This is a genomic window from Pseudomonas sp. LBUM1678 (assembly GCF_059695575.1).
The window spans coordinates 3,728,467-3,752,809 of record NZ_CP166775.1; the positions used below are offsets into that span (position 1 = coordinate 3,728,467).

Below are 24,343 nucleotides of genomic sequence, written 5' to 3' on the forward strand. Positions count from 1 at the left end.
AAACTTATAACGAGCGAGACTCCGTGTCTGTGGACAACGTCCCGATGAGCTGCTTAAGTGCGCCAACATCGTTAGGAATTGAAACGCATCTATAATCGGGTCCAGGAGGAGCACCGATCCCTTTGATGACACCCAGCGCGTCTGATTCATCAGTCACTACGGCACTCTTCGATGGGTGTGTTGTCGCCAGACAGATCATCGGAATTAGCAAGCTGCGCCTGCTTACACGAGCAGCTCGCAGGCCAATTGCGGTGTTGGGACTGACCAGATAACCACTCTGCGCAAACACCTCATGAATGCTCCTGAAAGCATCCGAATCCTCCACGGCCAGAGAGTCGAAAAGTTTACGCGCCGCCAACCATTCATCTTGCTCTAACTGAATCGAACCCTCGCCCTCTAATAACTCCATATTTCGGGCTACTTTTTCTCCGCACCGGTTAAGAATGCTCCATTGCAAACGTTCAAAATTCGAGGCCAGTGAAACGTTCATACTAGGGGTATTGGTAATGCGAATTTCATTACGACTGTAGAGATTAGTTTGGAGAAAGTTATGCAACCCCGCATTGGCATTGGTGGCCACGATCAATTGCCGGATCGGCAACCCCATTTCCTTGGCAATGTAGCCCGCATACAGCGCACCAAAATTCCCGGTGGGTACGCTGAAGGCAACTTCTCTGTTGGGCGCCCCTAGTTGAAGCGCTGAGTAAAAATAGAAGGAAAGATGTGCAAGCACTCGAACCCAATTCACGGAATTGAATGATATCAGCTGCTGCGTTTCGTTATTGTGCTTGAAGAACTGCTCGCAGAGGCGATGACAATCAGAGTAATCCCCTTCGACAGCAACATTAACTATGTTTTTTTCACCCGTACTCAATAAGCGGCGTCTATGCTCTTCCGTTATTCCTCTGGAGGGATGCAGCACAATTACGGTCACACCTTGCATACCAGAGAAAGCTTTTATAGCAGCAGCGCCTGTGTCTCCACCGGTGCAACCTACAACAAGCGCTTTCTTTCCAGATTTCAGTAAACCGTGCTCAACCAGGCGAGCCATCAATTGGAGACCATAGTCCTGATAGACGCCTGCTGGCCCATGAAACAATTCCAATATCCACTCATTACTCGCCGTTTGGTAAAGCGGTGCAACCGCTTTGCTTTTGAAGCAGTCAAACGTCTCCTCAAGAATCTGAGACAGTTGATCTTGAGGGATCCAGCTACCCATAAACGGCTCAATCACATGGCGTGCCAGTTCATGGAAAGGAAGCCATTCCAGCCTGGAGAGATCCTCCTTTTTGAAGCGAGGAACCTTGAGAGGGACGAATAATCCTCCATCTGGTGCATACGCGCCCATGAGCACGTCACTGAACTCGAATGTTTTGCCAGGGGTCCGCGTGCTGACGTATTTCATAATCTGAGACACCCTCCCGCAATCTTTGAGCCAGCCGCCTCTCTGGTGGTGCTCTGCTGAAATCCAACGCGACGATTTAAATTGCTTGCCATCCAGCTTCCTTCCATTGACTATAAAAGTCAATATAGTGACTATTCCATTTGTCCAATAGTCCTTTTCAGCCATACGAAATGAGGCCTTTGGCGCTACCTCATCGAATAGCACAAGACATCTGTCAGTTTAGAAATCCGGGAGAAAACCATGTGTGCCAAGAACCTTCTGCATTCGCTTTACCAGTACAAGGCATGGTCTGAGGAGGAGCTATTCAAATGCTTGAAAGCCCCGGCGGCGAAATCCTACCCAGACGAAATGGCGAATGCGACGTACTGGCTCAGCCACATCAACATTGTTGATCAGCTGTTCATCGCCAGACTGCAAGGAAACCCAGACGAATTTGACTCCGTCGTGACTGACCAACCGCCGAACCTGACTCAGCTAGAAGAACAATTCTCCATAGCGAATCAATGGTTTGTTGACTACACCAAATCAGTCACCGCAATGGAGTTGTCTGATCCAGTGGCGTTTATTTTCAAGGACGGGAAGCCAGGCAACATGACGAAGGAGCAAATCCTGGCGCATGTGCTTTCCCATGGTCTGCAACATCGAGGGGGTATCGGAACTATCTTGCCACGCGAGATCCTGCAGGATCACAAGGACCACTTCACGACATTTTTGAAACGCTAGAAACCTGTTCGCCTGCCTCATGGAACATGATGGGCAGGCGTCCTCCTTCTATGTAAGAAGCCAGGTTCAGTTCAGTTCGAGCTCGTCGATCACCGCGGCAATTTGCTTACGCCCTTCACCACTTATCGTTCGGAGCGGCAGGGGCACGCTTGGATGCTGGGTAAATCCACGAAGCTCTGCGGCAGTCGCCACGACACGAAAGCTACCTCCAAATTGCCTGAACAAAGCCCAGAGTGGCTTTAAGCATTCAGAAAGGCGCGTGGCCTCATGGGCATCACCTGACAATGCTGCTCGCGTAATCGCTAGCGCCGTCTTGGGGAACAGCCCTCCCATGACGGAGTACCAGACGTCGCAGCCAGCATTCATGCCGACAGCAGCAAAGACATCACCGCTCACCCCGATCGTAACGTGGTTCGGAACCAGCTCTCGAAGACGATCCACGCGTGCCTTGGCAAGATATGGCGCCTCGGGAACGCCAGGGATTTTGATTGAGCTCACATTCGGCAACTCGGCAATGCGCCCATGCAGCTCGTCAGTAAATTCGAAATGGGTGGTACCGGGATTGTCATAGACACATAGCGGAACTGAGATATTGGCCGTGACCGTTTCATACAACGAAAAGACATCTTCCGCAGATAGCTTCTGATAGGAAACAGGTGGTAGCAACAAGGCTTTGACCCCCACCTTTTGTGCCTCCTCGGCCAGCAATAGCACGTCACGCGTGCGTAGCGATCCAATGCTGACCATGACAGGCACATTGCCCGCCGCCTCTACTGCCAACTGCGCAACTCGAGAGCGCTCAGCCCGAGAAAGATACGCATAGCTACCGGTAGATCCGAGCGCACCGATAGAGTCGACATTCGCTGCTGCCAGTTGCTCAACAAGACGAGTAAAGGCATTTTCATCCACACCTTGCTCATTCATAGGCGTCAAAGGAAATGCACTAAGGCCGGTAAACATCATTCATGACTCCATGGTTTCGTCTATTGACTGATTGGCTCCAGGACCAATCAGTGAGCTCTCAATCTGAACGCCCGGCATCATCAGTTGCAGGCCTTCGATAAGCTTGTCACCTGCTTCCGTCAGCGCTTCGAGAGGCATTGCCGGCAAACTTTCCAGAATGAACCACATGTGTTTCGCATCAGCACTCAGCCGTGTTCTGACACCTTGCCGCCAATTCCAACGACGGCATGTCACGCCTTTATCGTCACGCCATACCACTTCGCCTGCGTCCGGATACTCGTGAGCTGGAGCACCTTCTTTCATGGTGTCAAAAGGCTCAGTGCCATCTGCGACCACCAGCTGCGGCGAGCCCACATAGGCGTCTATGTTTTCCCCACCTACCGGAATCGCGTACTCGATACTGATGGCATTGTAGAGATCAACGATGGGATCCAGGCTCGGCAAGCTGCCGTCACGTAAAACCCGCTTGCGCAACGCTTCGGCTGAGCAAGGCGTACGTTGCGGCTTAGCCCCGAATTTTCGAAAGGTCTCTGCCCATGCTGCCAGATGGGCTTCTCCCCAGCCGGGTCCATCTGACAACACTGACTGGCAAGCGCGATCCAAGGCCTCTTGAGCAACGCCAGGGTTCGTGAGGGGCGCAGCCCGCACTACGATGCTCAGCGCCCTGAAGCCCGGTGCCAGCTCTGCAACGGTTTGGTCAATTAACGGCAGTACGGACAGCATCAAAAATCTCCAGTGATCCACATGTCGTTTCATGCTAGCCACCGGCGACCAAAAAAGTCAATATATCGACCTTACTGATCAGACATAACTACCGAGCAGATTGACGACACTAGCGGCAAGCGTCGAGAATCCCTTTCAACTTTTTCTCATGATCATCAACAATGACCATAAATACCGGTATATCGACTGCGCCTGGCGCCGATGCTCAGACTGTGAGCCTGGCAGTTGCGCGCACGCTCAAACAAGCACGAAAGAATCAGAAAATCACGTTGGATGAGCTATCCCGTCGCTCAGGCGTGAGTAAAGGAATGGTCGTCGAAATTGAGAAATGTACGGCTAACCCGAGCATTGGCATCCTTTGCAAAATCGCCGCAGCGTTGGGGCTTTCTGTTGCAGACATCGTCAATGTGACGGACGCCCCTGCTGCCCACATTATCGACAGTCAGGAGATCCCTACTCTCTGGACCGGGGATCTGGGTGGGACAGCCCGGCTTCTTGCAGGAACGACAGGCCCCAACATGATCGAACTGTGGCGCTGGGAAATGTTTCCCGGTGAATCCTTTTCGTCACAAGGGCATCCTCAGGGCACGCTTGAATTGTTCCATGTGGAGAAAGGGACGCTGAAATGTGTTGTCGGGGAAACAGAATTAGTCATCCCGGCAGGTAGCTCTGCGGTGGCGAAAACAGACGTTCCGCACTCCTACGCCAATGCAGGTAGGTCCAGGCTGGTCTTCACCATGTCGGTCACTGAAATACACCAGTAAACGAGCCCTCAAGCTCATCAGTGCTGTTGAGCACCCTATCGAGCGGGCTAGGCAAAATGCGCGGATCGTCACCACGCTCCGCGCCCTGAAAAAAAACTCTAGACATGGATTTTTAACTGGCCATAACTGACTGAAAAGTCAGCATATGGACTGCAATGCCATCTGAATTCGTCACACGCCTGGGCGACCTCAAGACGCTTCCGTGCCGACCAACCGAGACGCCGCATGCTCATCCCTGGTGGTCAACCATGACCTCTCAAAGCATAAGTACTGATCTCATAGGCCAACTGGTCGACAATATGGATGCTTCGAAGGCCGGCCCGTTCGATCTGATCGTGACCTATCCTGTGCCAACTTCGGTCTCGCGAACGCCGTTGCCAAGGGTGCCGGATGCAGAGTGGCTATTCGTCGTTGCCAACTTCCTATGTGTCGACGCAGCCGAGCATGTCCAGATTGCTGAAATGCTCGCGGAGACCGCTGCTTGTTCGAACAATCAGCCGCCCCCCACCCGCGAGGAGCCGTAGATCCGGTTTCCGCCGTCGATTATTCCACCGTAGTTTGAGCGCACCACCGATTGGCGCTCTTTAGCAGTCAAACATTGCGCGCACCTTACAAACATGTCCCCTCCAGGGGACATCTACCTTAGCGCTTGGGTTTAGAGTGGCTCGAAGACAAAAACTGTCCCCGATAACAATAAACCGGGAGCCGCCGGACTGGGCTTGCCCCTGCAAAACCGGACACCAACTCCCTGTTAAATTGATGCTGCCGCCAAGCGTCTGAACTCCCTCGGTGAGCGATAGTTCAAGGCGCTGTGCGGATGCTGCTCGTTGTAATGTTCGAAGGCAATTGCCAGGTTGCGCAACGCCGTTTCTCGATCCGGCTTGGGCATATGCGCCACGTAATCACGCTTGATCGTCTTCACAAAGCTCTCGGCCATGCCGTTACTCTGTGGGCTGCGCACTGGGGTGGTCACCGGTTGCAAACCGATCTGTCGAGCAAACAGACGCGTCTGTTCGGCGGTGTACGCCGAGCCGTTGTCGCTTAGCCACTGCACTGGCGTTGCAGGCAGTTGATCACCGAAGCGCTTTTCCACACTCTCCAGCATCAAGTCGCGGATGTCATCGCCGCTGTACCCGGTCGGGCTGGCGACCCAGCCGATGGCTTCGCGATCACAGCAGTCCAGGGCGAAGGTTACGCTCAGTTTGGCGCCGTCCTCGCAGCGGAACTCAAAGCCGTCCGAGCACCAGCGTGTATCGCTGGTTTGCACCGCAATACGGCCTTCGTGCCGACGCGGCACGCCGGGTTGTTTGATACGACGCTCCAGCAGCAAGTTGTGATCACGCATGACCCGGTAAACCCGCTTCACGTTGATCGCGGGCAGCGACTGGGTTTCACGTTCCCGACGCAGTAATCCCCAGACACGACGGTAGCCATAGCTGGGCAACTCGCTGACCTGCTGTTGGATTTCGACCACCAGATCAGCATCGTCCACAGGTCTGCTTCGCCGTGCCTGGGGCGATACCGATTGTTTGATTCGAACCGTTAATTGCGAGCGCGCCACACCGAGACATTCGCTGACCAGCTTCACTGGTCGTCCCCCGGCAACAAGGGTGAGTGCGCAATCCATTTTCGCGACCGGGCGATCTCCACGGCCTCTTTGAGGATTTCTGCTTCCATCGTTTTTTTGCCCAGCATCCGTTGCAGTTCACGGATCTGCTTGAGCGCGTCGCTCAGTTCCGAGGCCGGCACCACGGCTTCGCCAGCACTGACCGCCGACAGGCTGCCGTCCTGATACAGCTTGCGCCACAGGAACAGCTGGTTGGCATTGATGCCGTTACGCCGAGCCACCACCGAAACGCTTTGCCCTGGCTCAAGACTCTCGCGAACCATGGCCAGTTTTTGCTCTGGACTCCAGCGGCGCCGCCGCTCCTGGCCCAAAAGCTCCCCACTCTTATCGTTGCTGTTAGTCATAAACATAACCGTTTGCCTATCCCTTATCGTAAGGGGGAAACGGTGTCCTGTCTTTCATGGGGCTCGTTCACGGACCATGCATCAGCCTCCAATCGTACCCCATCAATCTCTGTATTTTCCCTATCAGGTTTATCCTGCTTTCGTGCCGTCCCCAAGCATCCTCAACAGCTCGCCCGTGGCGATTGTGGGTGCCGGACCTATTGGTCTGACGCTGGCGCTCGAACTGGCGCGCTACGGTATCAGAAGCACAGTTCTGTCCGCTCAGCAGCAAGTCTGTGAAGGTAGCCGCGCTATTGTTTTCACCCGCCGCTCCATGGAGATTTTCCAGCAAGTAGGGGTATCCGAGGCGGTAACCGAGCAGGGCCTGCCCTGGCGCTTCGGCAATTCGTATTACCGCAGCCAGCGGGTTTTTCGCATGGAAGCACCGGTCGACGAGCATGATCGTTTTGCGCCGATGACCAATTTGCAACAGCAGTACCTCGAGCAACATCTGGTGGAGGCAGCCCAGGCACAGCCACTGATCGAATTGCGTTGGGGCAATAATGTTATCGATATCGAGCAGCACACTGACCACGCAAGGTTGCAAGTCGATACCCCGGGTGATGCCTATACCCTGAAGGCCGATTGGGTGGTGGCCGCTGATGGCGCCCGCTCCGGATTGCGTTCGATGTTGGGCCTCAAGCTTGAAGGGGCGTCTTATGAAGGACGGTTCGTGATTGCCGACATCCGTATCAAGCTCGATTTGCCGACCGAACGCCTCGCATTTTTCGATCCCTCCTGGAACCCCGGCAATACCGTATTGATGCACCGAGAGCCCGGGGATATCTGGCGCATCGACTACCAGTTGCCCGCGGACGAAACACCCGAGCAGGCATTACACCCCGACTCCTTGCGCGAGCGCATCAATGCGCAACTGGCGATGCTCAATGTCGAGAACCCTGAATGGGAGCTGGATTGGAGTTCGGTGTATTCGGCCCGGGCGCTGACCTTGAAGCAGTACATCAATGAGCGAGTGATTTTTGCCGGAGACGCGGCGCATCTGTTGCCGATCTTCGGCGTGCGCGGCGCCAATACCGGATTCCAGGATTGCCATGATCTTGGCTGGAAACTGGCGCTGCACATCAAAGGCCTTGCCGGTGCCGGACTGCTGGCTTCTTACAGTGACGAACGGGTCAAGGCTGCTCGTGAAATCATTGAAGAGGCCGGCAAGAGCACGCGGTTCATGGCGCCGCCCAGCCGCGGTTATCGACTGTTGCGCGATGCGGTGCTATCGCTGTCGTTGACCCGGGAGTTCGTTCGCCCGCTATATCACTGGCGTACTTCAAGGGCTCACGATTATGCCGACTCGCAACTCAATGCGGTGAACGACGACAATCTATTGTTTACCGGCGGGCCGCGCAACGGTGCACCGTTGCTAAATGTCCGTCTGGCAGAGCAGCACTATTTTTTCGATGAGTTGGCGCCCGCTTATCATTTGATTTGCTTCACTGACGAGGTGGCACTCGATGTCGAAGTCGTTGCACATGTCCAGGCTCTGCGCCGCCAGGGAGTACCGATACAAGTGATCGCGATCGCCATGAATGGCGTCCTTCAGGTGCAACATGCCGACCTGACTTTGGCCGATTGCGACAATCTATTCAGCACGCGTTACGGCGTACAGCACGCAGGCGCCGCCTATCTGGCGCGCCCAGACCAGCATGTCTGCGCGCGCTGGTTGCATTTGGATGGCGAGCATTTGCGCCATGGATTGAACCAGGCCCTTGGCCATAACGGGAGTGACCACCCATGAGCCAGTCAATGAACGTAACAGACCTCGAACACGCTTATGACCGACTCGCCGAGGCGATTGATCGTACGGGTAACGACAGCGAGTTGTTTCTGGTCAAGCTGGCTCTACTGGCGGCCGAGGCACTGAACGATGCCGAGCGCTTCGACGCACTGATCGAGTGCGCCGTGCAGGATCTGTAAAACCTTGCATCAGCCAATAATTACAAAAACAGGATCACCCTATGTTATCCCGTCCTGCTGTGAACCCTGGCGGGCAGGCCGGCCCCCATCCGGCGGTCATTGCCAAAGTCTCGAAACGCCTGCTGTGGTTTCTTTTCATCTGCTTCGTTTTTTCATTTCTGGACCGTATCAACATCGGCTTCGCCGGGCTGACGATGATGGACGATCTGGGTTTGAGCAGTACCCAGTTTGGCATGGCAACGACGATTTTTTACCTGGCCTACATCGCCTGCGGCATCCCCAGCAACATCGCCCTGGCGAAGCTGGGTGCACGGCGCTGGATTGGCAGTCTGATGATTGCCTGGGGCTTGGCGTCGACAGCCACCTTATTTGCGCATGACGCGGCCAGTCTTTATTGGCTGCGTGCGTTGGTAGGTATCACCGAGGCAGGATTTCTGCCCGGTGTGCTGTTGTACATGACGTTCTGGTTTCCAGCGGCGTACCGGGCGCGTGCCAATGCGCTGTTCATGATAGCCATGCCGTTTACCGCGGGCTTTGGCTCGATTTTGTCCGGCGCCATTTTGGGCCTGGATGGCCACTGGGGCCTGGCAGGCTGGCAATGGTTGTTTCTGCTCGAAGGACTACCCAGCGTCATACTCGGTCTGGCGGTGTACGGTTATCTGGATGATCAGCCGCGCAAGGCACACTGGTTGAGTGACAGTGAGAAGCTGCAGTTGGCCGAGCTGATCGAGCGTGACCGTCAGGCACCTTCCCCTCACTCTCACTGGGGACGTGAGTTGCTGTCACCATCGGTGATTCTGTTCTGTCTGGTGTACTTTTGCCTGGTCAACACCTTGGCGATGATCGCAGTCTGGACGCCATTGATCGTCAAGAGCTTCAGCACTGGCCAGAGCAATACTTTGATCGGATTGTTGTCGGCAATTCCGCAAATATGCACCATCATTGGAATGATCCTCTGGGGCCGACACTCGGACCTGACCCAAGAGCGGCGTTGGCACCTGGCGCTTCCAATGCTGCTGGCTGCAACAGGCTGGTTTTGCACGGCCCTGTCGAGTGAGCCGATCGTGCAACTGGCCGGGGTCTGCATGGCGGCGATGGGTTCCTATACGGCCATGTCGATTTTCTGGACCCTACCGGATCGCTCATTAAGTGTTCAAGCCAGGGCGGTGGGCATCGCGGTGATCAATGCAGTGGGTAATCTGGGGTCTGCCCTTAATCCCTTAGTGGTCGGCTGGCTGAAAGACCTTACCCATACCTATACGGCCGGTTGTCTGTACGCCGCGCTGCTGTTACTGGTGGCTGCAATGCTGGTACGCACGCTACCCCACGAACGCCAACCTTCATCACGTGAACTGATCCCTGAATGAACCACTGGCTGCTTACCAACGTTTACCATCAGAGCCCATTAACGACGGGGGAAATTGCTCATCTATTGGCTCGGGTCGGCGAGGATTGCCGAACCTGGTTGGCGGCAGAGTTACTGACCCTGGTGCGGGGTGAAATGCCGCTGGCTCAATGTACGATTTTCGCTTATCCGGAAGGCCAGGAGCCGCAGGTGTTGTCGTGTTCCGATCAGGCAAGACTAGTGCAGATATCGCGTATCTCCCGGGACTACGTCGAGCGTTTTCACAGCCTGGACGGCAACCGCCAAGCGATGCTCGGTCACCGGGCAAAATACGGCGGCGCGCGAATCCTGGCTCAGCTTCAGTCAGCTGAAGACATCACCCATCGCGACTATCGGCGGATCTGCTACGAACAACCGCAAATCTCCCAGCGCATGGCCTTGCTCAATCATCAGGAAGAGGGCGGGGCCTGGCTGTCGATCAACTTCTATCGAGGTCGCGAGCACGGCAACTTCAATCAGCGCGAAATTGAATTTATCGAATCGGTTGCGCCGTTACTGATTCAAGTCACGCGATTGCACTATCGCGCTTTTATCGAAGCCAATCAGATGCCGTCCTTGCTAAGTCAACGCGTCGAGTTGCTCTATCCTGAACTGACTCGTCGGGACCGTGAACTACTTAAGTATTTACTTTGTGGTCTTGGGGCTGAAGATATCGCGCCCCTGATGGGCATCCAGCGCTCAAGCGCCGCTACCTACATCAAACGGCTCTATCGAAAGGTGGGAGTCAGCGGACATCGAGAATTGCTGGGGCTGGTAGTGAGAGGTCGTTGGTCCTGAGCGGACGTTGAATACTGAGCATTGGTGAGAACCGCGAGCCTGAGCATCTTTCAATCGCCGCTAGCCCCAGGGGATGGCGTCTACTGGGAGAACAGCTACGCCTGTTGTTAACTATCACCCCCTAGTGGCAGGCGTTGGCAGATGCCCTTCGCCGCCGCTCTGACCACCGGCCTGCCGCTGCTCGTGGGCGCTTGAATCGACAGTCTCGATTATGGCCTGGTCTCTTCGCTTGGGGGTCGTGTTCCTTCATCTGCCTGCCACGCCACTGTCGCATCGCATGGACGCGTGAAAGCCCTTTACTTCTCGACCAATTCCCTGGCAAGAATGCAACAGCCAGGGAGTTGCGTTCCAGGAAATCAGAGATGCTGAGGAATGATCGGGTGCACACCTACGAACTTTTGAAAGGTGCGAACGATATCGGCATAGTCGATGTCTTCCGTGATGAAGACGATACGCGTGCGCCGGTCAGCCGAAGGCCATGATGGCAATTTCTGCGGTGAATGAAATATGTGCTGCACTCCGTGTATGACCAACGGTTCTTCAGGATACTCAACCAGATGCACAAGACCTTTCACACGTAGCATAGATTCGCCGCGCATGGATGCCATCAGGTCCAGCCAATGGAAAAAGGCCACCTCCTCTACCGGCTCATCCAGCACAATACAATGAGCCCTTATACGATCACCATGACGGTTCACGTCATGATGATGCCCGTGATGGTTATGACCATCACTGAATTTCTCATTCGACAGCCAAGCGCTGACGTCAGCCGATTTGCGTAATGGGTCGTACTCTTCGGCTCCCAGCACATCGTCCGGACTGACATTTCCATCGACCACATATCGCATCGGGGCAGTTGGATTGAGGGCCCGCAAACGCGCACTCAGGGTATCGACTACCTCGCCAGCAACCAGGTCAGTCTTGGTCAGCAGAAGACAATCAGCCACCGCAGCCTGCTTCACCGCTTCGGTATGACGATCAAGAGTGCCCATGCCGTTGACAGCATCTACGGTAGTCACAACGCAGTGAAGACGATATCGGCTGATGATGTCAGGGTCGACCATTAGGGTGTGCAGCACTGGCGCTGGATCGGCCAGACCAGTGGTTTCGATGACGACCCGAGTGAACCCGGTGATTTCCTTTCGCTCACGCCTGGCGTTGAGCTCCAGGAGTGTATCGACCAAGTCACCGCGTACCGTGCAGCACAGGCAACCGCTGTTTAGTACTCGCAAATTTTCACTCACCTCTTCGACTAGCAGGTGATCGATCCCTATCTCTCCGAACTCATTGATGATGACCGCCGTGTTCCCCAACTCGGGAAGCTGCAGCAGGTGATTGAGCACGGTGGTTTTCCCGCTACCGAGAAAACCGGTCAACAACGTCACAGGTATGCGTGAATCGACAATGTCCTTCATGGCGTCTGCTCATACACAATACGGCCTTCGAACCAGGTCGCCAGAACGCGAGTCGCAGCCAGCTCGTCGACCGGGATGTTGAACAAATGACGGTCGAGAATGATCAAGTCAGCGGATTTGCCAACCTCGATTGAGCCCGTCTCGTCTGCGATGCTCATCGCTCGCGCCGGGTTAAGCGTGTAGGCGCGCAACACCGTGGCCAGATCAAGCGCCTGTTCGGGCCAAAGCGCCCCAGGAAACCGCCCGCTGGGATCGCGTCGGGTGACCATGCCCTGAATCCCGGTCCAGGGACTCGGATCCGGTGTCACCGGCCAGTCCGAGCCACCAGCAATCAGCGCACCCGACTCGTGAAGGTCCCGATTTGGCCAATAGTGCTCTACCCTCTCCAGCGGCACGGTCGCACGAATCGCTTCAATGAAGATGCCCGGAAACCAAATCATGGGCGACAAATCTGCGGCCACGTTGAGCTCGGCGAAGCGCGGTATATCGTCCGGATGTATAAAACTCGCGTGGGCAATCTGATGCATCAACCCGAGCCCGTTGAAGCTGCGCACAACCTCAATGGCGTCAAGTGCAGCCCGTACAGCGCCATCCCCTGTGCAGTGGATTTTCACAGCGATACCCTGCCCCTCGCAGTCGGATAACGCACGCGCCAACTGCGGCACACTCAGCAGGGTCGCGCCGCGAAAGCAGCAAGCGTGAAGGGCATCGGGTAGATAGGGTTCCAGCATTGCCGAGGTACGCGTGGTCGGCACACCGTCAAGGAAGATCTTGCCGGCATCGGGGCGAAAATGACGGCTGCGATAGCTATCACGTAGCGCGAACAAGGTTTCGCCCCATTCTCCCGGCGCGAGTGCCGCCTCTACGACGGGCAGTGAACCTACGACCCACGCCGTCAACTGCTCTGAATCGGCAAGCGCCTTGATGGCATCCATCACCGGACGCGATGTGAGTGCTTCCTGAAACCCTGTAATGCCGCAAGCATTGAGTCGACGCAATGCATGCGCGCCGGCATCAATGTCAAGTTGCGGCGATGATGCGAGAGCATTGCCCACGGCGGCCTCGACCAGCGATGAGGCCGACTCCAGCAGCAGGCCCGTCGGCTCGCCAGTAGCAGGATCGCGAACAATCTCACCGTTGAGCGGATTCGGCGTGGCGGCATCGATGCCGGCGAGACGCAAGGCAGCGGAACTGGCCCAGCGATTGTGGTGCGAGTCGTCCCTAAGCATTACCGGCCGGCCGCCAGCAGCCTCATCCAAGGCTTGACGGGCCTCCAACGTCAACTCGCCGAGCAGGCCGCTGCCCCAGATACCGCCGACTACCCAGCCATCGGGCGGCTGCTTCATAGCGGCCTGACGAACCTGCTCGAGCACCTGTTGAAGTGAGAGGTTGGGAGGAAAACCCGTTTCATATAGTTCTGCGCGTCCGGCAAACAGAAAATGGTTATGCACGTCGATGATACCGGGCATGACCATCCGCCCCTGGAGATCGATGACTCGTGCCCGGGACGACGCGGTTGCACGAACAGCGGCCTCGCTTCCCACGGCAATCAGGCGACCGTCACGTATTGCCAGCGCGTCGGCCCATGGGTAATCAGCGTTCATCGTGTAGATGGCGCCATTGAAAAAAATTAGATCCCCATCAGTATTTTGAGAAGTCGTCATAGGAGGTTGGCTCGCAGATATTGGTGTAGGGGCATCCTAGAGAGCGGGGGCGAGCGAGAGTTATCCGATATTGGCAAAGATTTCAGCGATGTTGGGTCTGCGAAGGCAGCTCGCCGAACATAGCCCGATAATCAGCGGAAAACCGACTCAAATGCCAGAACCCCCAACGTGCAGCGACCTTCTGCACAGAGACCGAAGACGTGCTATCTCGCAATTCACGGCGCGCTGCATTAAGGCGCAGAGCCCGTAAATAGGCCACAGGATTAATCCCCAGGGTTTCCTGAAAACAATACTGAAGCTTGCGTCGGCTGGCTCCTATGCCGTTGCATAGATCAAGGATCGAGAACGGCTCGTCAAGGTGGCTCAGGGCAAACTCACGAGCCCGGTCAACCATCCGTTTACGCGCAGTGGGGTTGAGCGGTGGCGTTTGATCAAGCTCAACAACGTCAAGTAAATGCAACATCACCGTATCGCGAATACCACGGCGAATCGACTCATCTCCCAACAGGAAATCCCCACTCTGGCCGCCCTCCTGTAGCTCATCGAGTAATACTTTAAGTTCGCCATCCACTGTGGAGTCACCGAGCCGGTAACAGGTGGGAAAATCAGTAATCCGAAAACGACTCCCCTGGCACCCCAGCACATGCTCAAGAGCCCGCTCCTCGATAGCCACAATCAGCACATCCATGATCTGTGGAATACGTATCTCAGGCAGGTTGTCGCCGTGTGCCACAAGCACACTTGGCTCACGAATCAGATGCCCGGAACAATGGACATCCCCCTGACGACTCAAAGGCACACTGAAGGTAACCGTGCCCTCCCTGGCCGCACCTTTTTTGGTCATGGCCTGATTAGAGCGGTCGCGGACGAGTTGCAACCAGTCAGAACGAAACTCGATTAACTCGCCCTGGAAGCGACCGGGACTCAACTGGTCGTACTCTATCCGCCAACCACTCAAATTGTGGGCATGTTCATCAATGTCGCTGGTTTGCACTCGATGAAGATGAGAGGCCGGTCCCGTCGAGAATCCGGAGGTTGCTTGTACCAAGACATTATTATTGTTCATTGGAAAATCCTGTCCGCACTCAAGGCTTACAGGTTGAGGCTCAGCAAGTTTCATTCCGCGCCAGCAACCGCCTGAAGATTGTGCCGGAAATGGATAGTGACAAGCTGCATGGCAGCGTCAACTTCGACATTTGCTGATAGCGATCGAACCTCTGACCTTAACGAGCAAGCTCCTCTCACGAATGTAAAAGTGATGCGATCGAGGCAGCACTCATGATCCGAATGTAAAAAAGGTTTAACCGATAACCTTGAACGCCGTCATCTCTTGCAGTGACAGCGTTAGTAATCGACTCGGCACGACACAGAGGTGTCGTCCCAATCGATTAATCAGGTGGGTTTCCGGACTGCCGGATGACGAGGCAGAGCGGGAAGCTTTGCTGCTATGACGTATTTATCCATGACAAAGGTCTGCGACAACGTGATACCGCCCGGCATTGAAAAATGCATTTGAGAATTCTTGAATCTTGTAATCGTTTTGCAAGTCGACGTCGGATTGAGACCAATCCCCAACATATACTCTGCCTGGGGCAATATCTTCCCAATACCCAAGAACACCCAAGCCAGGGAAACGACGACCAATGGTTCACAACGATCAGATTGTGAACCACCGTTAGTCATGAAGGCTTAATGCCGTATGCAAATAGATTTGGTTTCAGTAAAAGCATCGAGCCAATCGACACCGAAATCTCGTCCATTACCAGACTGCTTGAAACCACCGAAAGGCATGTTCGCATCAATAAGCGTGTGGCTGTTGACCCATACCGTACCGGCCTCAATACGTGGTGTCAGGTCCATGGCGGCCGACAAACTACTGGTCCATAAACTGGCCGTGAGCCCGTATTCGGTATCGTTGGCCTTGCTTAGCGCTTCTTCAACATTAGCAACCCGCGTCAGGGTTACTACAGGACCAAACACTTCGTCGCGGGTCAGCGACAGCCTATCATCGGGATTGATGACCAATGTAGGCGAGACATAAAAGCCTTCATTGTTCGGCACCATTGCGCCGCTGATCAGCTCAGCATTGTGGGTGCGAGCCTCTGCCAGGTAGGACTCGATTTTCAGTTGATGTGCTTTAGAGGCGACCGGGTTGATTTGAGAGGTTGGATCCATGCCCGCCCCAATCGAAAGCCCTTTGACCGCCAGCTCGAAATCGCCCACCAACTGGTCGAAAAGAGGGGCTTCTATGTAAATGCGTGAACTTGCGGCACATACCTGACCCTGATTCAGAAAACTGGCCATCATTAACCCTTCTACCACCTGCTTCGGGTCGGCGTCCTTGAGTACGATGGCCGGATTCTTGCCACCCAGCTCAAGAGTAATTCGGGTCAGCCGGTCCACGGCGCTGCGGGCAATACCCTTACCTGTGGCGGTCGAGCCGGTAAAACTAATTTTGCTGATCAATGGGTGGGTGGTCAGGATTTTACCGCACACACTGCCGCTGCCTGTCACCAGATTAAATACCCCCGGAGGAACACCCGCTTCTGTGGCTAGTTCGGCCATGCGCATCAACGTTAAGGGAGTGATTTCTGAGGGTTTGATCACGATCGAGCAGCCGGCCGCCAGCGCTGGCATCACCTTCCACATGCCAATCATTAGCGGGAAATTCCAGGGAATAATTCCGGCTACCACTCCAATGGGTTCTTTGCGCGTGTACGCGGTATATCGAGCCCCTGCGGGAACAGGGATCGACAGGTCCAGCGTACGCCCCGAGATTTTGGTGGTCAGCCCTGCTGTATAGCGCATCCAGTTCAAGGTGCAGCCCACCTCAAAGGCCCGCGAAACAGCAATCGATTTGCCTTGCTCCAGGGTTTCCAACTGAGCCAGTTCTTCCGCATGCTGTTCGAGTAAGTCGGCATAGCGCAGCAAAATACGTTCGCGCTCTGCGGGTAGACGGCGAGACCATACGCCAGAAAGAAAAGCTTCATGGGCCGACTTCACAGCAAGTTCTACATCGAACTCATTGGCGTCGGCGGTGGAGGCAATCTGAAGGCCCGTTGAAGGATCGTAGACCGGCAAGGTGCTGGTGGACTGCGCGCTTACCCAACCGCCATCGATGTACAAGCCACGGCGTTGCTTCAAAAAGGCGTTGACCCTGTCCAGGGTCGCGACCTTATTACTATTATTCATGATCCTTGCCTCGCGCTGATGATAGGAAATAACGGCCCACTGTAATACTCACCAACGACACGATATGAGTAACAGCGCTCTCAGCTAGAGACTAATTCAGCCATTGCCCGTTTGACTTTTCATCTGTGCCAGACCGGTTTCTATCCCTGCCAATTTGAATTCAGATGGCTCGCTGGCTATGAGTGGGTCAGTGACTTTTACTTTACCTTCCCTCCAGTCCCGACTACTCACACGTTCGATGATTCGCCAGTCGGGAAAAATTGATTTAGGCACAGAGCAAAAGGTTTCTGGCAAGAATCAAAAAGAAGCTATCCACCAGCTGTAGCAAAGTGCAGGTGTGCCTGTCCCCGGCTCGTCTCAAGGAATTCAGAAATGTTCACGTCCGTTGCGTTGCTAAAAACAAAACCGCTTGCCCGACTCGCGCTGGCCATTACCTTGGGCACGCTCGGGTTGCCTTGCTGGATATCCAATGCCAATGCCCACGGGGCAGCTGCCGAAATGGTACCTCTACAATCGACCCTTGAGGAGTTTGGCGCCACGGTCAAATGGGACAACTATGCCAACCTGTTTGTCATTGCCAAGGACGGTGTCTACCTCAAGGTCAAACCGGACAGCAAGGTGGCCATGTTTAACGGCAAGCGGCTGGAGCTGTCGGTACCGGTGGTGTTCAAAGACAAGACCGCGTTCATGTCCAAGGACTTCATCAACCAGGTATTCCAGTCCGGCCTGGACAAGACCTTTGTCGTCGAGACCCGCCCTAACCCGCTCAACCCGCTGAGCGCCGACGAAATCAAGGCGGCGGTGGATGTCGTCAAGAATTCCGCCAACTACAAGCCCGGCTTTCGTTTCACCGAAGTTTCCGTCAATGAGCCACCCAAGGATCAGGTCTGGAATTTCGTCTACACCGGCCAGAACGTAACCCAACCTCGCCAGGCCAATATCGTGGTGCTCGATGGCAAGCATGTGATCGAGGGTCTGGTCGATCTCGACAGCAAGACACTCAAGTCCTGGAAACCCGTCGAAGGCGCTCACGGCATGGTCTTGCTGGATGACTTCGCTACTGTGCAGTCTGCCATTGAATCGAGCCAGGAATACGCGCAAGCACTGGTCAAGCGCGGCATCACCGACGTCAAAAAGGTCGTGGCCACCCCATTGACCGTCGGTTACTTCGATGGCAAGGACGGCCTGGCGCAGGACAAACGACTGCTGAAAATCGTCAGTTACCTCAACACCGATGACGGCAACTACTGGGCGCATCCGATCGAGGGCCTGGTCGCGATTGTCGACCTGGAGCAAAAGAAACTGATCAAGATCGAAGACGAGGCGATCATCCCGGTCCCGATGAAACCAACACCCTATGACGGGCGTGGCCGCAAAGGCACGCAGGTCAAGCCGCTGGAAATCATTGAGCCCGAGGGGAAAAACTACACCATTACCGGCAACAGTATTCATTGGCAGAACTGGGACTTTCATGTTCGCCTCGATTCGCGGGTCGGCCCGATCCTGTCCACAGTCACCTATGACGACAAGGGCAAGAAACGCAAGATTATGTACGAGGGCTCGCTGGGCGGCATGATCGTGCCTTACGGCGACCCCGATGGCGGCTGGTACTTCAAGGCCTATCTCGACTCGGGCGATTACGGCATGGGCACCTTGACCTCGCCAATCGCGCGCGGCAAGGACGCTCCGGAAAACGCCGTGCTGCTGGACGCGACGATTGCCGACTACACCGGCGCACCGACTTCGATCCCGCGCGCGATGGCGGTGTTCGAGCGCTACGCCGGCCCGGAGTACAAACACCAGGAGATGGGCCAGCCCAACCTCAGCACCGAACGTCGTGAACTGGTGGTGCGCTGGATCAGCACCGTCGGCAACTACGACTACATCTTCGACTGGGTCTTCCAGCAAAACGGCACCATTGGCATCGATGCCGGTGCCACCGGGATCGAAGCGGTCAAGGGTGTGAAATCCAAAACCATGCATGAGGCCACGGCCAAGGAAGACACCCGCTACGGCACCCTGCTGGACCACAACATCGTCGGCACCACCCACCAGCACATCTACAACTTCCGTCTGGATATGGATGTTGACGGTGAAAACAACTCACTGGTTGAAGTGAACCCGGTGGTTGCCGCGAACGACCGTGGCGGGCCGCGGACCAGTACGATGCAGACCGAGCACAACGTGGTCGGCACCGAACAGCAGGCTGCACAGAAATTCGACCCCTCGACCGTCCGCCTGCTGACCAACTTCAGCAAGGAAAACAAAGTCGGCAACCCGGTTTCCTACCAACTGATTCCTTATGCCGGCGGTACGCACCCGGTAGCCAAAGGCGCCAACTTTGGCAAGGACGAATGGCTCTATCACCGCCTGAGCTTCATGGACAAGCAACTCTGGGTGACTCGCTACAATCCTGAAGAGAAGTACCCAGAAGGTAAGTACCCTAATCGTTCAGACAAAGACGCTGGGTTAGGGCAGTTCACCCACGATAACCAGTCCATCGAAAATACCGATGATGTTGTCTGGCTGACCACCGGCACTACTCACATCGCCCGGGCCGAAGAGTGGCCAATCATGCCAACCGAGTGGGTTCATGTACTGTTGAAACCCTGGAATTTCTTCGATGAAACGCCCACTTTGAACTTGAACGCACCGAAATAAACAAGGCACTAAAAAGGGGGCTCCTGAGGAGCCTCCTTTTTCGTACGTATTTAAAGCCCATCCCCCGAATGCCACAGCAATCGTTCAGCGACCATCACTGCAATCAAGCGTGTTGCTTGCGGTATTCCCCAGGAGAAATCCCGAAGCGGGATTTGAACGCCGTGGAGAAGTAGCTCGAATCGGAGAACCCCCACGAGTAACCCAGTACCGACAACTTCTGCTCCATGCCCGACTGGCGCAGGGATTCAGCGCACAAATCCAGTCGGCGATTCTTGATGTAGCGCGCGACCACCAGCCCCTTCTTGGCAAACATCCGATAGAGCCCACGGGTCGACATGCCGACTTCCCGCGCCAGCCATTCAGGGCAGAGGTCTTCCGAACGGATATGATCATCAATGTAGTCGAGGGTTTTGCGAAAGATCCGTTCATGCAAATCACTGCAGTCTTCTGTATAGCTGATAGCCGGGCGCAGCAGGCTGACAACGGCCAGCAAGGTCGCTTCGCTTTCCTGCTGGCTCAGGTTTTTCTGGCGAGTGGCATCCAGTATCAGGTGGCGAGAAAGCACCGCGATGGGTGAAGTCGCAGCAATCCGATGACCGCACTTGACTTGATTGAAGCGCAGGGTCTGCTCAACCAACGGGTACGGCAGAATCAGCGACAACTGCCGCGAGTTCTCGCTGTAGGTGAAGTCGCTGGGGCGTGAAGCGTCAATCAGCGTGATATCACCGGCTGACAGTGATACCCGATTGTCGCCCTGGGCCATACCGGCAGTGCCATCGAGCTGGAATACCGCAAAGTATTTCCCCCCTTCACCAGCGGCGACTTCCAGCGGTGTGCGGTACAGCCGAGCCTGGCAGGCATCGACAAAACTGAGCTTCAGCGCACCGCTTTGGTATTCCCGGATCTGGCCGGAAAACTCAGCGCCGAGGGTTTGTGCGTTGAAGGCGCCGCAGATCTGATTGATCTGATGGATCCACTGATCAAACCCATCACGGCGTTGTGCAGTTGTAGAAATCATGTCAGGCCTCACGCAGGCTTATTTTTATTTTCTACGCCAATCCACGATAAATCGGGACGCTTCGGATCTCCTGAACAGCGATTACTCCCTGAACGATGGCAGGCTATTTGAGCCCGCCAAAACGCCGATAAAAACTTTCACCGACGTCCGGCAGCGGGCCGTCGGCCGTTTCCAGTGCACTGTTCAGCCACTCTTCGGCCTTGGTGTAGATCAACCGGTAAATATTGCGGCACAGCTGCCGTGCCGCACGCCCTTCCCAGTCCCCGGGTAATAGCTCATCGGGTAACTGCGGGTCGCGCAGCAGCAACTTTCGATATTCATGAATAAGCAGGACTCGCGCCAGGAAGCAGTCCGAAGGCTGCAAATTCTCTTGCTCGCGAAGAGCTTGCCAGAGCGGGCGAAACAACTGAATGAACTCACTGTAGTGGGCCGCCAGTTCCTCAATGCTCCAACTCTCGCGCACCTGCATGCGCAGCGCTTTGGACGCCAACACATCCTGGGCGGTGGTTTCAAAAACGATGGTCTCTTCCTGAGCCCCCAAGTCGAGCAAGGTCGCGTTGACGTCAGCTCGGTCGCTGCGTGGGCAAGCCAGTACTACCGGCGAAATTGCACCAAAACCTTGCCACTCCAGTTCTTCACGCACTTGCTTGCGCTTTTCCTGCGTCAACTGAGAGAGCATCACCAGACACCAGGAACCGTCCCAGGCCGGCACTGTGGAGCTGTACACCCGCTTGAAGGCCTTGTCGAAGCGGCGCCGACCAGCGCCGGTCAGGCTGTAGTAGCTACGGCGACCGACTTTCTCGGCGGTCAGCCAGCCTTCCTTGGTCAGGCGAAAGATCGAGGTACGGATCAGCCGTTCGTTGATACCGATAGGCTCGAGCAACTGGATCAGACTGCCTAGCCAGACTGTACCGCCGTGGGGTTCAATGGCATCCCCGTACAAAGTGATGATCAACGAGCTGGCGCGGATCGGCGTCTGCTCCTGAAAGCGCGTGATAAGAGAATTCAACGGAGCAAGGGACGACATGGGCGTACCAGACAGGAAAAAAGGCTGAAATATACCCGGCGACCGGCCCGCGTGACCACCGTGCTGTTGCGCTGCATGCTCATAGCGCCACCGCCCCCTTGGGCCGCAAACCGCTATCGCTGATCCGTGGGCGATCGGGTTCCGGCTCGGTCAGCGGTTCGCAGACCTGCATCTGCTCAAGGCAGCGCTTGGCCAGTTGCTGATATTCGCGGGTGCCCGCCTGCTTCCACGACACCTCCTCATCACTGAGGCTGCGCTTGACGCTGGCCGGCGCGCCCATCACCAGTGACTGCTCGGGGCATTCGAATCCGGCCTTGACGAAGGCCGCTGCCGAAACAAATGAGCGAGGGCCAATGCGCGCGTTATCCATCACCACCGCATTCATGCCCACCAGCGCATCGGCGCCGATCCGGCAACCGTGCAACACCGCACCATGACCAATATGGCCGTTGCGCTCGACCACGGTGTCGCTGTCTGGAAAGCCGTGCATCACGCAGGTGTCCTGCAGATTGGCGCCCTCTTCCAGCACGATCCGCCCAAAGTCCCCGCGCAGACTGGCCAGCGGCCCGACGTAGCAATGGGGGCCGACAATCACGTCACCGATCAGGACGGCCGACGGATGAACGTAAGCAGTGGGATCAACCACCGGGGTCAAGCCATCGAGGCTGTAGCAAGTCATGGGACGTTCCTTTAAGCGCAATGCCGGGTCTATTTACAAAGCGATGCCGATATGGAGTCACTTTGTATCACATCGCTTTTACCAGCACAAAGACAAAAAACCGTATCACTTAATCCCGGCGCTTGAAGAAGGCCCAGCAATGCGTCTACCTAAGCCATTGAAACCAATAAAACTGGAGATTATCTGGTCATCACCCTCCTCATAAGACCGCCATAAAAACGCACACCAGCCATCAATAAGACACATTAAATCAGTTTTACTATTGTATTTACGTATCACGTTATAGGTATACTCAGGCAAAACCGGCCCACCGAGCCGATCCAATAATGAGCCGGCATTACAGCCGAGCGTGCACCGTGAGGGCATCCGCCATGCCTCTAAACCTTGCTGTCGAGTTCATCGAGCCGGGCGTCCGCCTGATTACCCTGCAGCGCCCGCAAGCGCTGAATGCCCTGACCACCGAATTGCTCGGCGAACTGGCGGATGAACTAAACGCCGCACAAACCGATCCCGATACCCGCGCCGTGGTCCTGACCGGCAGCCGCAAAGCCTTCGCGGCCGGCGCCGACATCAAGGAAATGGCCGAACGCAATCTGGTCGGCATTCTCGATGACCCGCGCCAAGCGTCGTGGCAGACCATCACCCGCTTCAACAAACCACTGATCGCCGCCGTCAACGGCTTCGCCCTCGGCGGTGGCTGCGAACTGGCGATGCATGCGGACATCATCATTGCGGGCGAGGACGCCCGTTTCGGTCAGCCGGAAATCAACCTCGGGATCATGCCCGGCGCCGGTGGCACCCAACGCCTGCTGCGCGCCGTCGGCAAATCCATGGCCATGCAAATGGTGCTGACCGGCGAGCCGATCGATGCCCGCCAGGCCCAACGTGCCGGCCTGGTCAGTGAAGTGACCCAACCGGAATTCACCGTCGAAAGAGCCTTGCAGATCGCCCGCACCATTGCCGGCAAAGCACCGCTGGCCGTGCGTCTGGCCAAGGAATCATTGCTCAAGGCGATGGACACCGACCTGGCCAGCGGCCTGCGTTTCGAACGCCACGCGTTCACCGTGCTGGCCGGCACCCGCGACCGTGATGAAGGCATCCGGGCCTTTCAGGAAAAGCGCACGCCGACCTTCACCGGCCAGTAACCCGGCCATCAGTCACTGATTCGAACGACCTCTCAGAGAGCGCCATGACCATGAACTACGAACACATCCTGTTTTCCGTCGAGGCCGGCGTCGCCCTGCTCAGCCTCAATCGACCGGACCAGCTCAACAGCTTCAATGCGCAAATGCATGGCGAAGTGAAGGAAGCGTTGAAACAGGCCCGACAGAACCCGGACGTGCGCGTCCTGTTGCTGACCGGTGAAGGGCGCGGCTTTTGCGCCGGGCAAGACCTCAGCGACCGCAATGTCGCGCCGGACAGTGCTGTGCCGGATCTTGGCGAGTCCATTGAGAAGTTCTATAACCCGCTGATCCGCCAACTTCGCGACCTGCCGCTGCCGGTGATCTGCGCGGTCAACGGCGTGGCGGCCGGCGCGGGCGCCAACATTCCCCTGGCCTGCGACCTGGTCCTGGCCGCACGCTCGGCGAGTTTCATTCAAGCCTTCTGCAAAATCGGCCTGATTCCCGACTCCGGCGGCACCTGGACGCTGCCGCGCCTGGTCGGCATGGCCCGCGCCAAGGCGCTTGCCTTGCTCGGTAATCGCCTGACGGCGGAGCAGGCCGAGCAATGGGGCTTGATCTACCGGGTCGTCGACGATGCCGAACTGCGCAACGAAGCCCTGACGCTCGCCCGCCACCTGGCCACGCAACCGACCTACGGTCTGGCGCTGATCAAACGCAGCCTCAATGCCAGCTTGAGCAACACATTTGATGAACAGCTGGAACTGGAAAAAGACCTGCAACGCCTGGCCGGGCGCAGCGAGGATTACCGTGAAGGGGTCAGCGCCTTCATGGAAAAACGCAGCCCAAATTTCAAGGGGCGCTGAA

Annotated in this window: 21 protein-coding genes; 10 read left to right on the forward strand and 11 right to left on the reverse strand. The window is 56.0% G+C overall.

What is annotated here, in order from left to right:
• Positions 1–4: 4 nt before the first annotated feature.
• Positions 5–1,570, reverse strand: a complete 1,566-nt coding sequence (gene thrC / locus ACA070_RS16880) for a threonine synthase (RefSeq protein ID WP_497447558.1) — start codon at positions 1,568–1,570, stop codon at positions 5–7.
• A 75-nt stretch (positions 1,571–1,645) separates the two neighbouring features.
• Here thrC and ACA070_RS16885 point away from each other — a divergent pair, with 75 nt between their 5' ends.
• Positions 1,646–2,128: a DinB family protein gene (locus tag ACA070_RS16885; RefSeq protein ID WP_497434330.1), complete on the forward strand. Its 483-nt coding sequence runs from the start codon at positions 1,646–1,648 to the stop codon at positions 2,126–2,128.
• Between the two features lie 66 nt (positions 2,129–2,194).
• On the opposite strand, the gene ACA070_RS16890 is transcribed toward ACA070_RS16885, so the two are convergent.
• Together ACA070_RS16890 and ACA070_RS16895 are read right to left on the reverse strand one after the other, a co-directional pair.
• Positions 2,195–3,091: a dihydrodipicolinate synthase family protein gene (locus ACA070_RS16890; protein WP_497434335.1), complete on the reverse strand. Its 897-nt coding sequence runs from the start codon at positions 3,089–3,091 to the stop codon at positions 2,195–2,197.
• Entirely contained in the window at positions 3,092–3,814 is a 723-nt protein-coding gene (locus tag ACA070_RS16895) for a B3/B4 domain-containing protein (RefSeq protein WP_497451967.1), read from the reverse strand.
• Between the two features lie 161 nt (positions 3,815–3,975).
• On the opposite strand from ACA070_RS16895, the gene ACA070_RS16900 reads away from it, so the two are divergent.
• Together ACA070_RS16900 and ACA070_RS16905 are read left to right on the forward strand one after the other, a co-directional pair.
• A complete protein-coding gene (locus ACA070_RS16900; RefSeq protein ID WP_095129276.1) occupies positions 3,976–4,578 on the forward strand; it encodes an XRE family transcriptional regulator in 603 nt (200 codons plus the stop codon).
• A gap of 248 nt (positions 4,579–4,826) precedes the next feature.
• Positions 4,827–5,102 (forward strand): hypothetical protein, encoded by a 276-nt coding sequence (locus tag ACA070_RS16905; protein WP_497447559.1) that lies wholly within the window; start codon positions 4,827–4,829, stop codon positions 5,100–5,102.
• A 227-nt stretch (positions 5,103–5,329) separates the two neighbouring features.
• Here the strand turns inward: ACA070_RS16905 and ACA070_RS16910 are convergent.
• Positions 5,330–6,549, reverse strand: a protein-coding gene (locus ACA070_RS16910) for an IS3 family transposase (RefSeq protein WP_497447560.1) whose coding sequence is annotated in 2 segments (ribosomal slippage) — positions 5,330–6,204 and positions 6,204–6,549 — 1,221 coding nt in all. Because the reading frame shifts where the segments join, the coding sequence is not laid out codon by codon here.
• A 142-nt stretch (positions 6,550–6,691) separates the two neighbouring features.
• Between ACA070_RS16910 and ACA070_RS16915 the strand changes: the two genes are divergently transcribed.
• Genes ACA070_RS16915 through ACA070_RS16930 form a run of 4 tightly spaced genes read left to right on the forward strand, consistent with a single transcriptional unit; the run spans position 6,692 to position 10,699 of the window.
• Positions 6,692–8,338, forward strand: coding sequence for an FAD-dependent monooxygenase (locus tag ACA070_RS16915; RefSeq protein ID WP_497447561.1), 1,647 nt, complete (start codon positions 6,692–6,694; stop codon positions 8,336–8,338).
• Positions 8,335–8,517 carry a DUF2783 domain-containing protein gene (locus ACA070_RS16920; protein ID WP_497447562.1) on the forward strand — a complete coding sequence of 61 codons (183 nt, stop codon included), beginning with the start codon at positions 8,335–8,337 and terminating at the stop codon, positions 8,515–8,517. The genes ACA070_RS16915 and ACA070_RS16920 overlap by 4 nt, the downstream gene beginning before the upstream one ends.
• A gap of 41 nt (positions 8,518–8,558) precedes the next feature.
• Positions 8,559–9,884 carry an MFS transporter gene (locus ACA070_RS16925; protein ID WP_497447563.1) on the forward strand — a complete coding sequence of 442 codons (1,326 nt, stop codon included), beginning with the start codon at positions 8,559–8,561 and terminating at the stop codon, positions 9,882–9,884.
• Positions 9,881–10,699: a helix-turn-helix transcriptional regulator gene (locus ACA070_RS16930; RefSeq protein ID WP_497447564.1), complete on the forward strand. Its 819-nt coding sequence runs from the start codon at positions 9,881–9,883 to the stop codon at positions 10,697–10,699. Before ACA070_RS16925 ends, ACA070_RS16930 begins: the two co-directional genes overlap by 4 nt.
• A 356-nt stretch (positions 10,700–11,055) precedes the next feature.
• Here ACA070_RS16930 and ACA070_RS16935 read toward each other — a convergent pair whose 3' ends face one another.
• The 4 genes from ACA070_RS16935 to ACA070_RS16950 form a co-directional block, all read right to left on the reverse strand.
• A complete protein-coding gene (locus ACA070_RS16935) occupies positions 11,056–12,114 on the reverse strand; it encodes a CobW family GTP-binding protein (RefSeq protein WP_497447565.1) in 1,059 nt (352 codons plus the stop codon).
• Positions 12,111–13,778 (reverse strand): amidohydrolase, encoded by a 1,668-nt coding sequence (locus tag ACA070_RS16940; RefSeq protein ID WP_497447566.1) that lies wholly within the window; start codon positions 13,776–13,778, stop codon positions 12,111–12,113. Before ACA070_RS16940 ends, ACA070_RS16935 begins: the two co-directional genes overlap by 4 nt.
• 82 nt (positions 13,779–13,860) lie before the next feature.
• On the reverse strand, positions 13,861–14,844 hold the full coding sequence (locus ACA070_RS16945; RefSeq protein WP_497447567.1) for a helix-turn-helix domain-containing protein: 984 nt from the start codon (positions 14,842–14,844) through the stop codon (positions 13,861–13,863).
• A 623-nt stretch (positions 14,845–15,467) separates the two neighbouring features.
• Positions 15,468–16,970, reverse strand: a complete 1,503-nt coding sequence (locus ACA070_RS16950) for an aldehyde dehydrogenase family protein (protein ID WP_497447568.1) — start codon at positions 16,968–16,970, stop codon at positions 15,468–15,470.
• A 372-nt stretch (positions 16,971–17,342) separates the two neighbouring features.
• Between ACA070_RS16950 and tynA the strand changes: the two genes are divergently transcribed.
• Entirely contained in the window at positions 17,343–19,631 is a 2,289-nt protein-coding gene (tynA, locus tag ACA070_RS16955; protein WP_497447569.1) for a primary-amine oxidase, read from the forward strand.
• A 103-nt stretch (positions 19,632–19,734) separates the two neighbouring features.
• On the opposite strand, the gene feaR is transcribed toward tynA, so the two are convergent.
• From feaR to paaY, 3 genes are all read right to left on the reverse strand, one after another.
• Positions 19,735–20,649, reverse strand: coding sequence for a transcriptional regulator FeaR (feaR, locus tag ACA070_RS16960; RefSeq protein WP_497447570.1), 915 nt, complete (start codon positions 20,647–20,649; stop codon positions 19,735–19,737).
• A 103-nt stretch (positions 20,650–20,752) separates the two neighbouring features.
• A complete protein-coding gene (gene paaX / locus ACA070_RS16965; RefSeq protein WP_497447571.1) occupies positions 20,753–21,676 on the reverse strand; it encodes a phenylacetic acid degradation operon negative regulatory protein PaaX in 924 nt (307 codons plus the stop codon).
• A 79-nt stretch (positions 21,677–21,755) separates the two neighbouring features.
• Positions 21,756–22,355, reverse strand: a complete 600-nt coding sequence (gene paaY / locus ACA070_RS16970) for a phenylacetic acid degradation protein PaaY (protein ID WP_426117193.1) — start codon at positions 22,353–22,355, stop codon at positions 21,756–21,758.
• A gap of 371 nt (positions 22,356–22,726) precedes the next feature.
• On the opposite strand from paaY, the gene paaF reads away from it, so the two are divergent.
• Entirely contained in the window at positions 22,727–23,500 is a 774-nt protein-coding gene (paaF, locus tag ACA070_RS16975; RefSeq protein ID WP_497447572.1) for a 2,3-dehydroadipyl-CoA hydratase PaaF, read from the forward strand.
• Positions 23,501–23,550: 50 nt separating this feature from the next.
• Entirely contained in the window at positions 23,551–24,342 is a 792-nt protein-coding gene (gene paaG, locus ACA070_RS16980; protein ID WP_497451968.1) for a 2-(1,2-epoxy-1,2-dihydrophenyl)acetyl-CoA isomerase PaaG, read from the forward strand.
• Position 24,343: the final 1 nt, after the last annotated feature.

Excerpts from the sequence above, each read along its gene's own strand:
- ACA070_RS16930 (WP_497447564.1), top strand. The coding sequence starts at position 9,881 with ATGAACCACTGGCTGCTTACCAACGTTTACCATCAGAGCCCATTAACG.
- paaF (WP_497447572.1), top strand. The coding sequence starts at position 22,727 with ATGCCTCTAAACCTTGCTGTCGAGTTCATCGAGCCGGGCGTCCGCCTG.
- ACA070_RS16925 (WP_497447563.1), top strand. The coding sequence starts at position 8,559 with ATGTTATCCCGTCCTGCTGTGAACCCTGGCGGGCAGGCCGGCCCCCAT.
- paaX (WP_497447571.1), bottom strand. The coding sequence starts at position 21,676 with ATGTCGTCCCTTGCTCCGTTGAATTCTCTTATCACGCGCTTTCAGGAG.
- ACA070_RS16890 (WP_497434335.1), bottom strand. The coding sequence starts at position 3,091 with ATGATGTTTACCGGCCTTAGTGCATTTCCTTTGACGCCTATGAATGAG.
- ACA070_RS16945 (WP_497447567.1), bottom strand. The coding sequence starts at position 14,844 with ATGAACAATAATAATGTCTTGGTACAAGCAACCTCCGGATTCTCGACG.
- ACA070_RS16935 (WP_497447565.1), bottom strand. The coding sequence starts at position 12,114 with ATGAAGGACATTGTCGATTCACGCATACCTGTGACGTTGTTGACCGGT.
- ACA070_RS16905 (WP_497447559.1), top strand. The coding sequence starts at position 4,827 with ATGACCTCTCAAAGCATAAGTACTGATCTCATAGGCCAACTGGTCGAC.
- ACA070_RS16950 (WP_497447568.1), bottom strand. The coding sequence starts at position 16,970 with ATGAATAATAGTAATAAGGTCGCGACCCTGGACAGGGTCAACGCCTTT.
- feaR (WP_497447570.1), bottom strand. The coding sequence starts at position 20,649 with ATGATTTCTACAACTGCACAACGCCGTGATGGGTTTGATCAGTGGATC.
- ACA070_RS16895 (WP_497451967.1), bottom strand. The coding sequence starts at position 3,814 with ATGCTGTCCGTACTGCCGTTAATTGACCAAACCGTTGCAGAGCTGGCA.
- paaG (WP_497451968.1), top strand. The coding sequence starts at position 23,551 with ATGAACTACGAACACATCCTGTTTTCCGTCGAGGCCGGCGTCGCCCTG.
- paaY (WP_426117193.1), bottom strand. The coding sequence starts at position 22,355 with ATGACTTGCTACAGCCTCGATGGCTTGACCCCGGTGGTTGATCCCACT.
- tynA (WP_497447569.1), top strand. The coding sequence starts at position 17,343 with ATGTTCACGTCCGTTGCGTTGCTAAAAACAAAACCGCTTGCCCGACTC.
- ACA070_RS16885 (WP_497434330.1), top strand. The coding sequence starts at position 1,646 with ATGTGTGCCAAGAACCTTCTGCATTCGCTTTACCAGTACAAGGCATGG.
- ACA070_RS16900 (WP_095129276.1), top strand. The coding sequence starts at position 3,976 with ATGACCATAAATACCGGTATATCGACTGCGCCTGGCGCCGATGCTCAG.
- thrC (WP_497447558.1), bottom strand. The coding sequence starts at position 1,570 with ATGGCTGAAAAGGACTATTGGACAAATGGAATAGTCACTATATTGACT.
- ACA070_RS16920 (WP_497447562.1), top strand. The coding sequence starts at position 8,335 with ATGAGCCAGTCAATGAACGTAACAGACCTCGAACACGCTTATGACCGA.
- ACA070_RS16940 (WP_497447566.1), bottom strand. The coding sequence starts at position 13,778 with ATGACGACTTCTCAAAATACTGATGGGGATCTAATTTTTTTCAATGGC.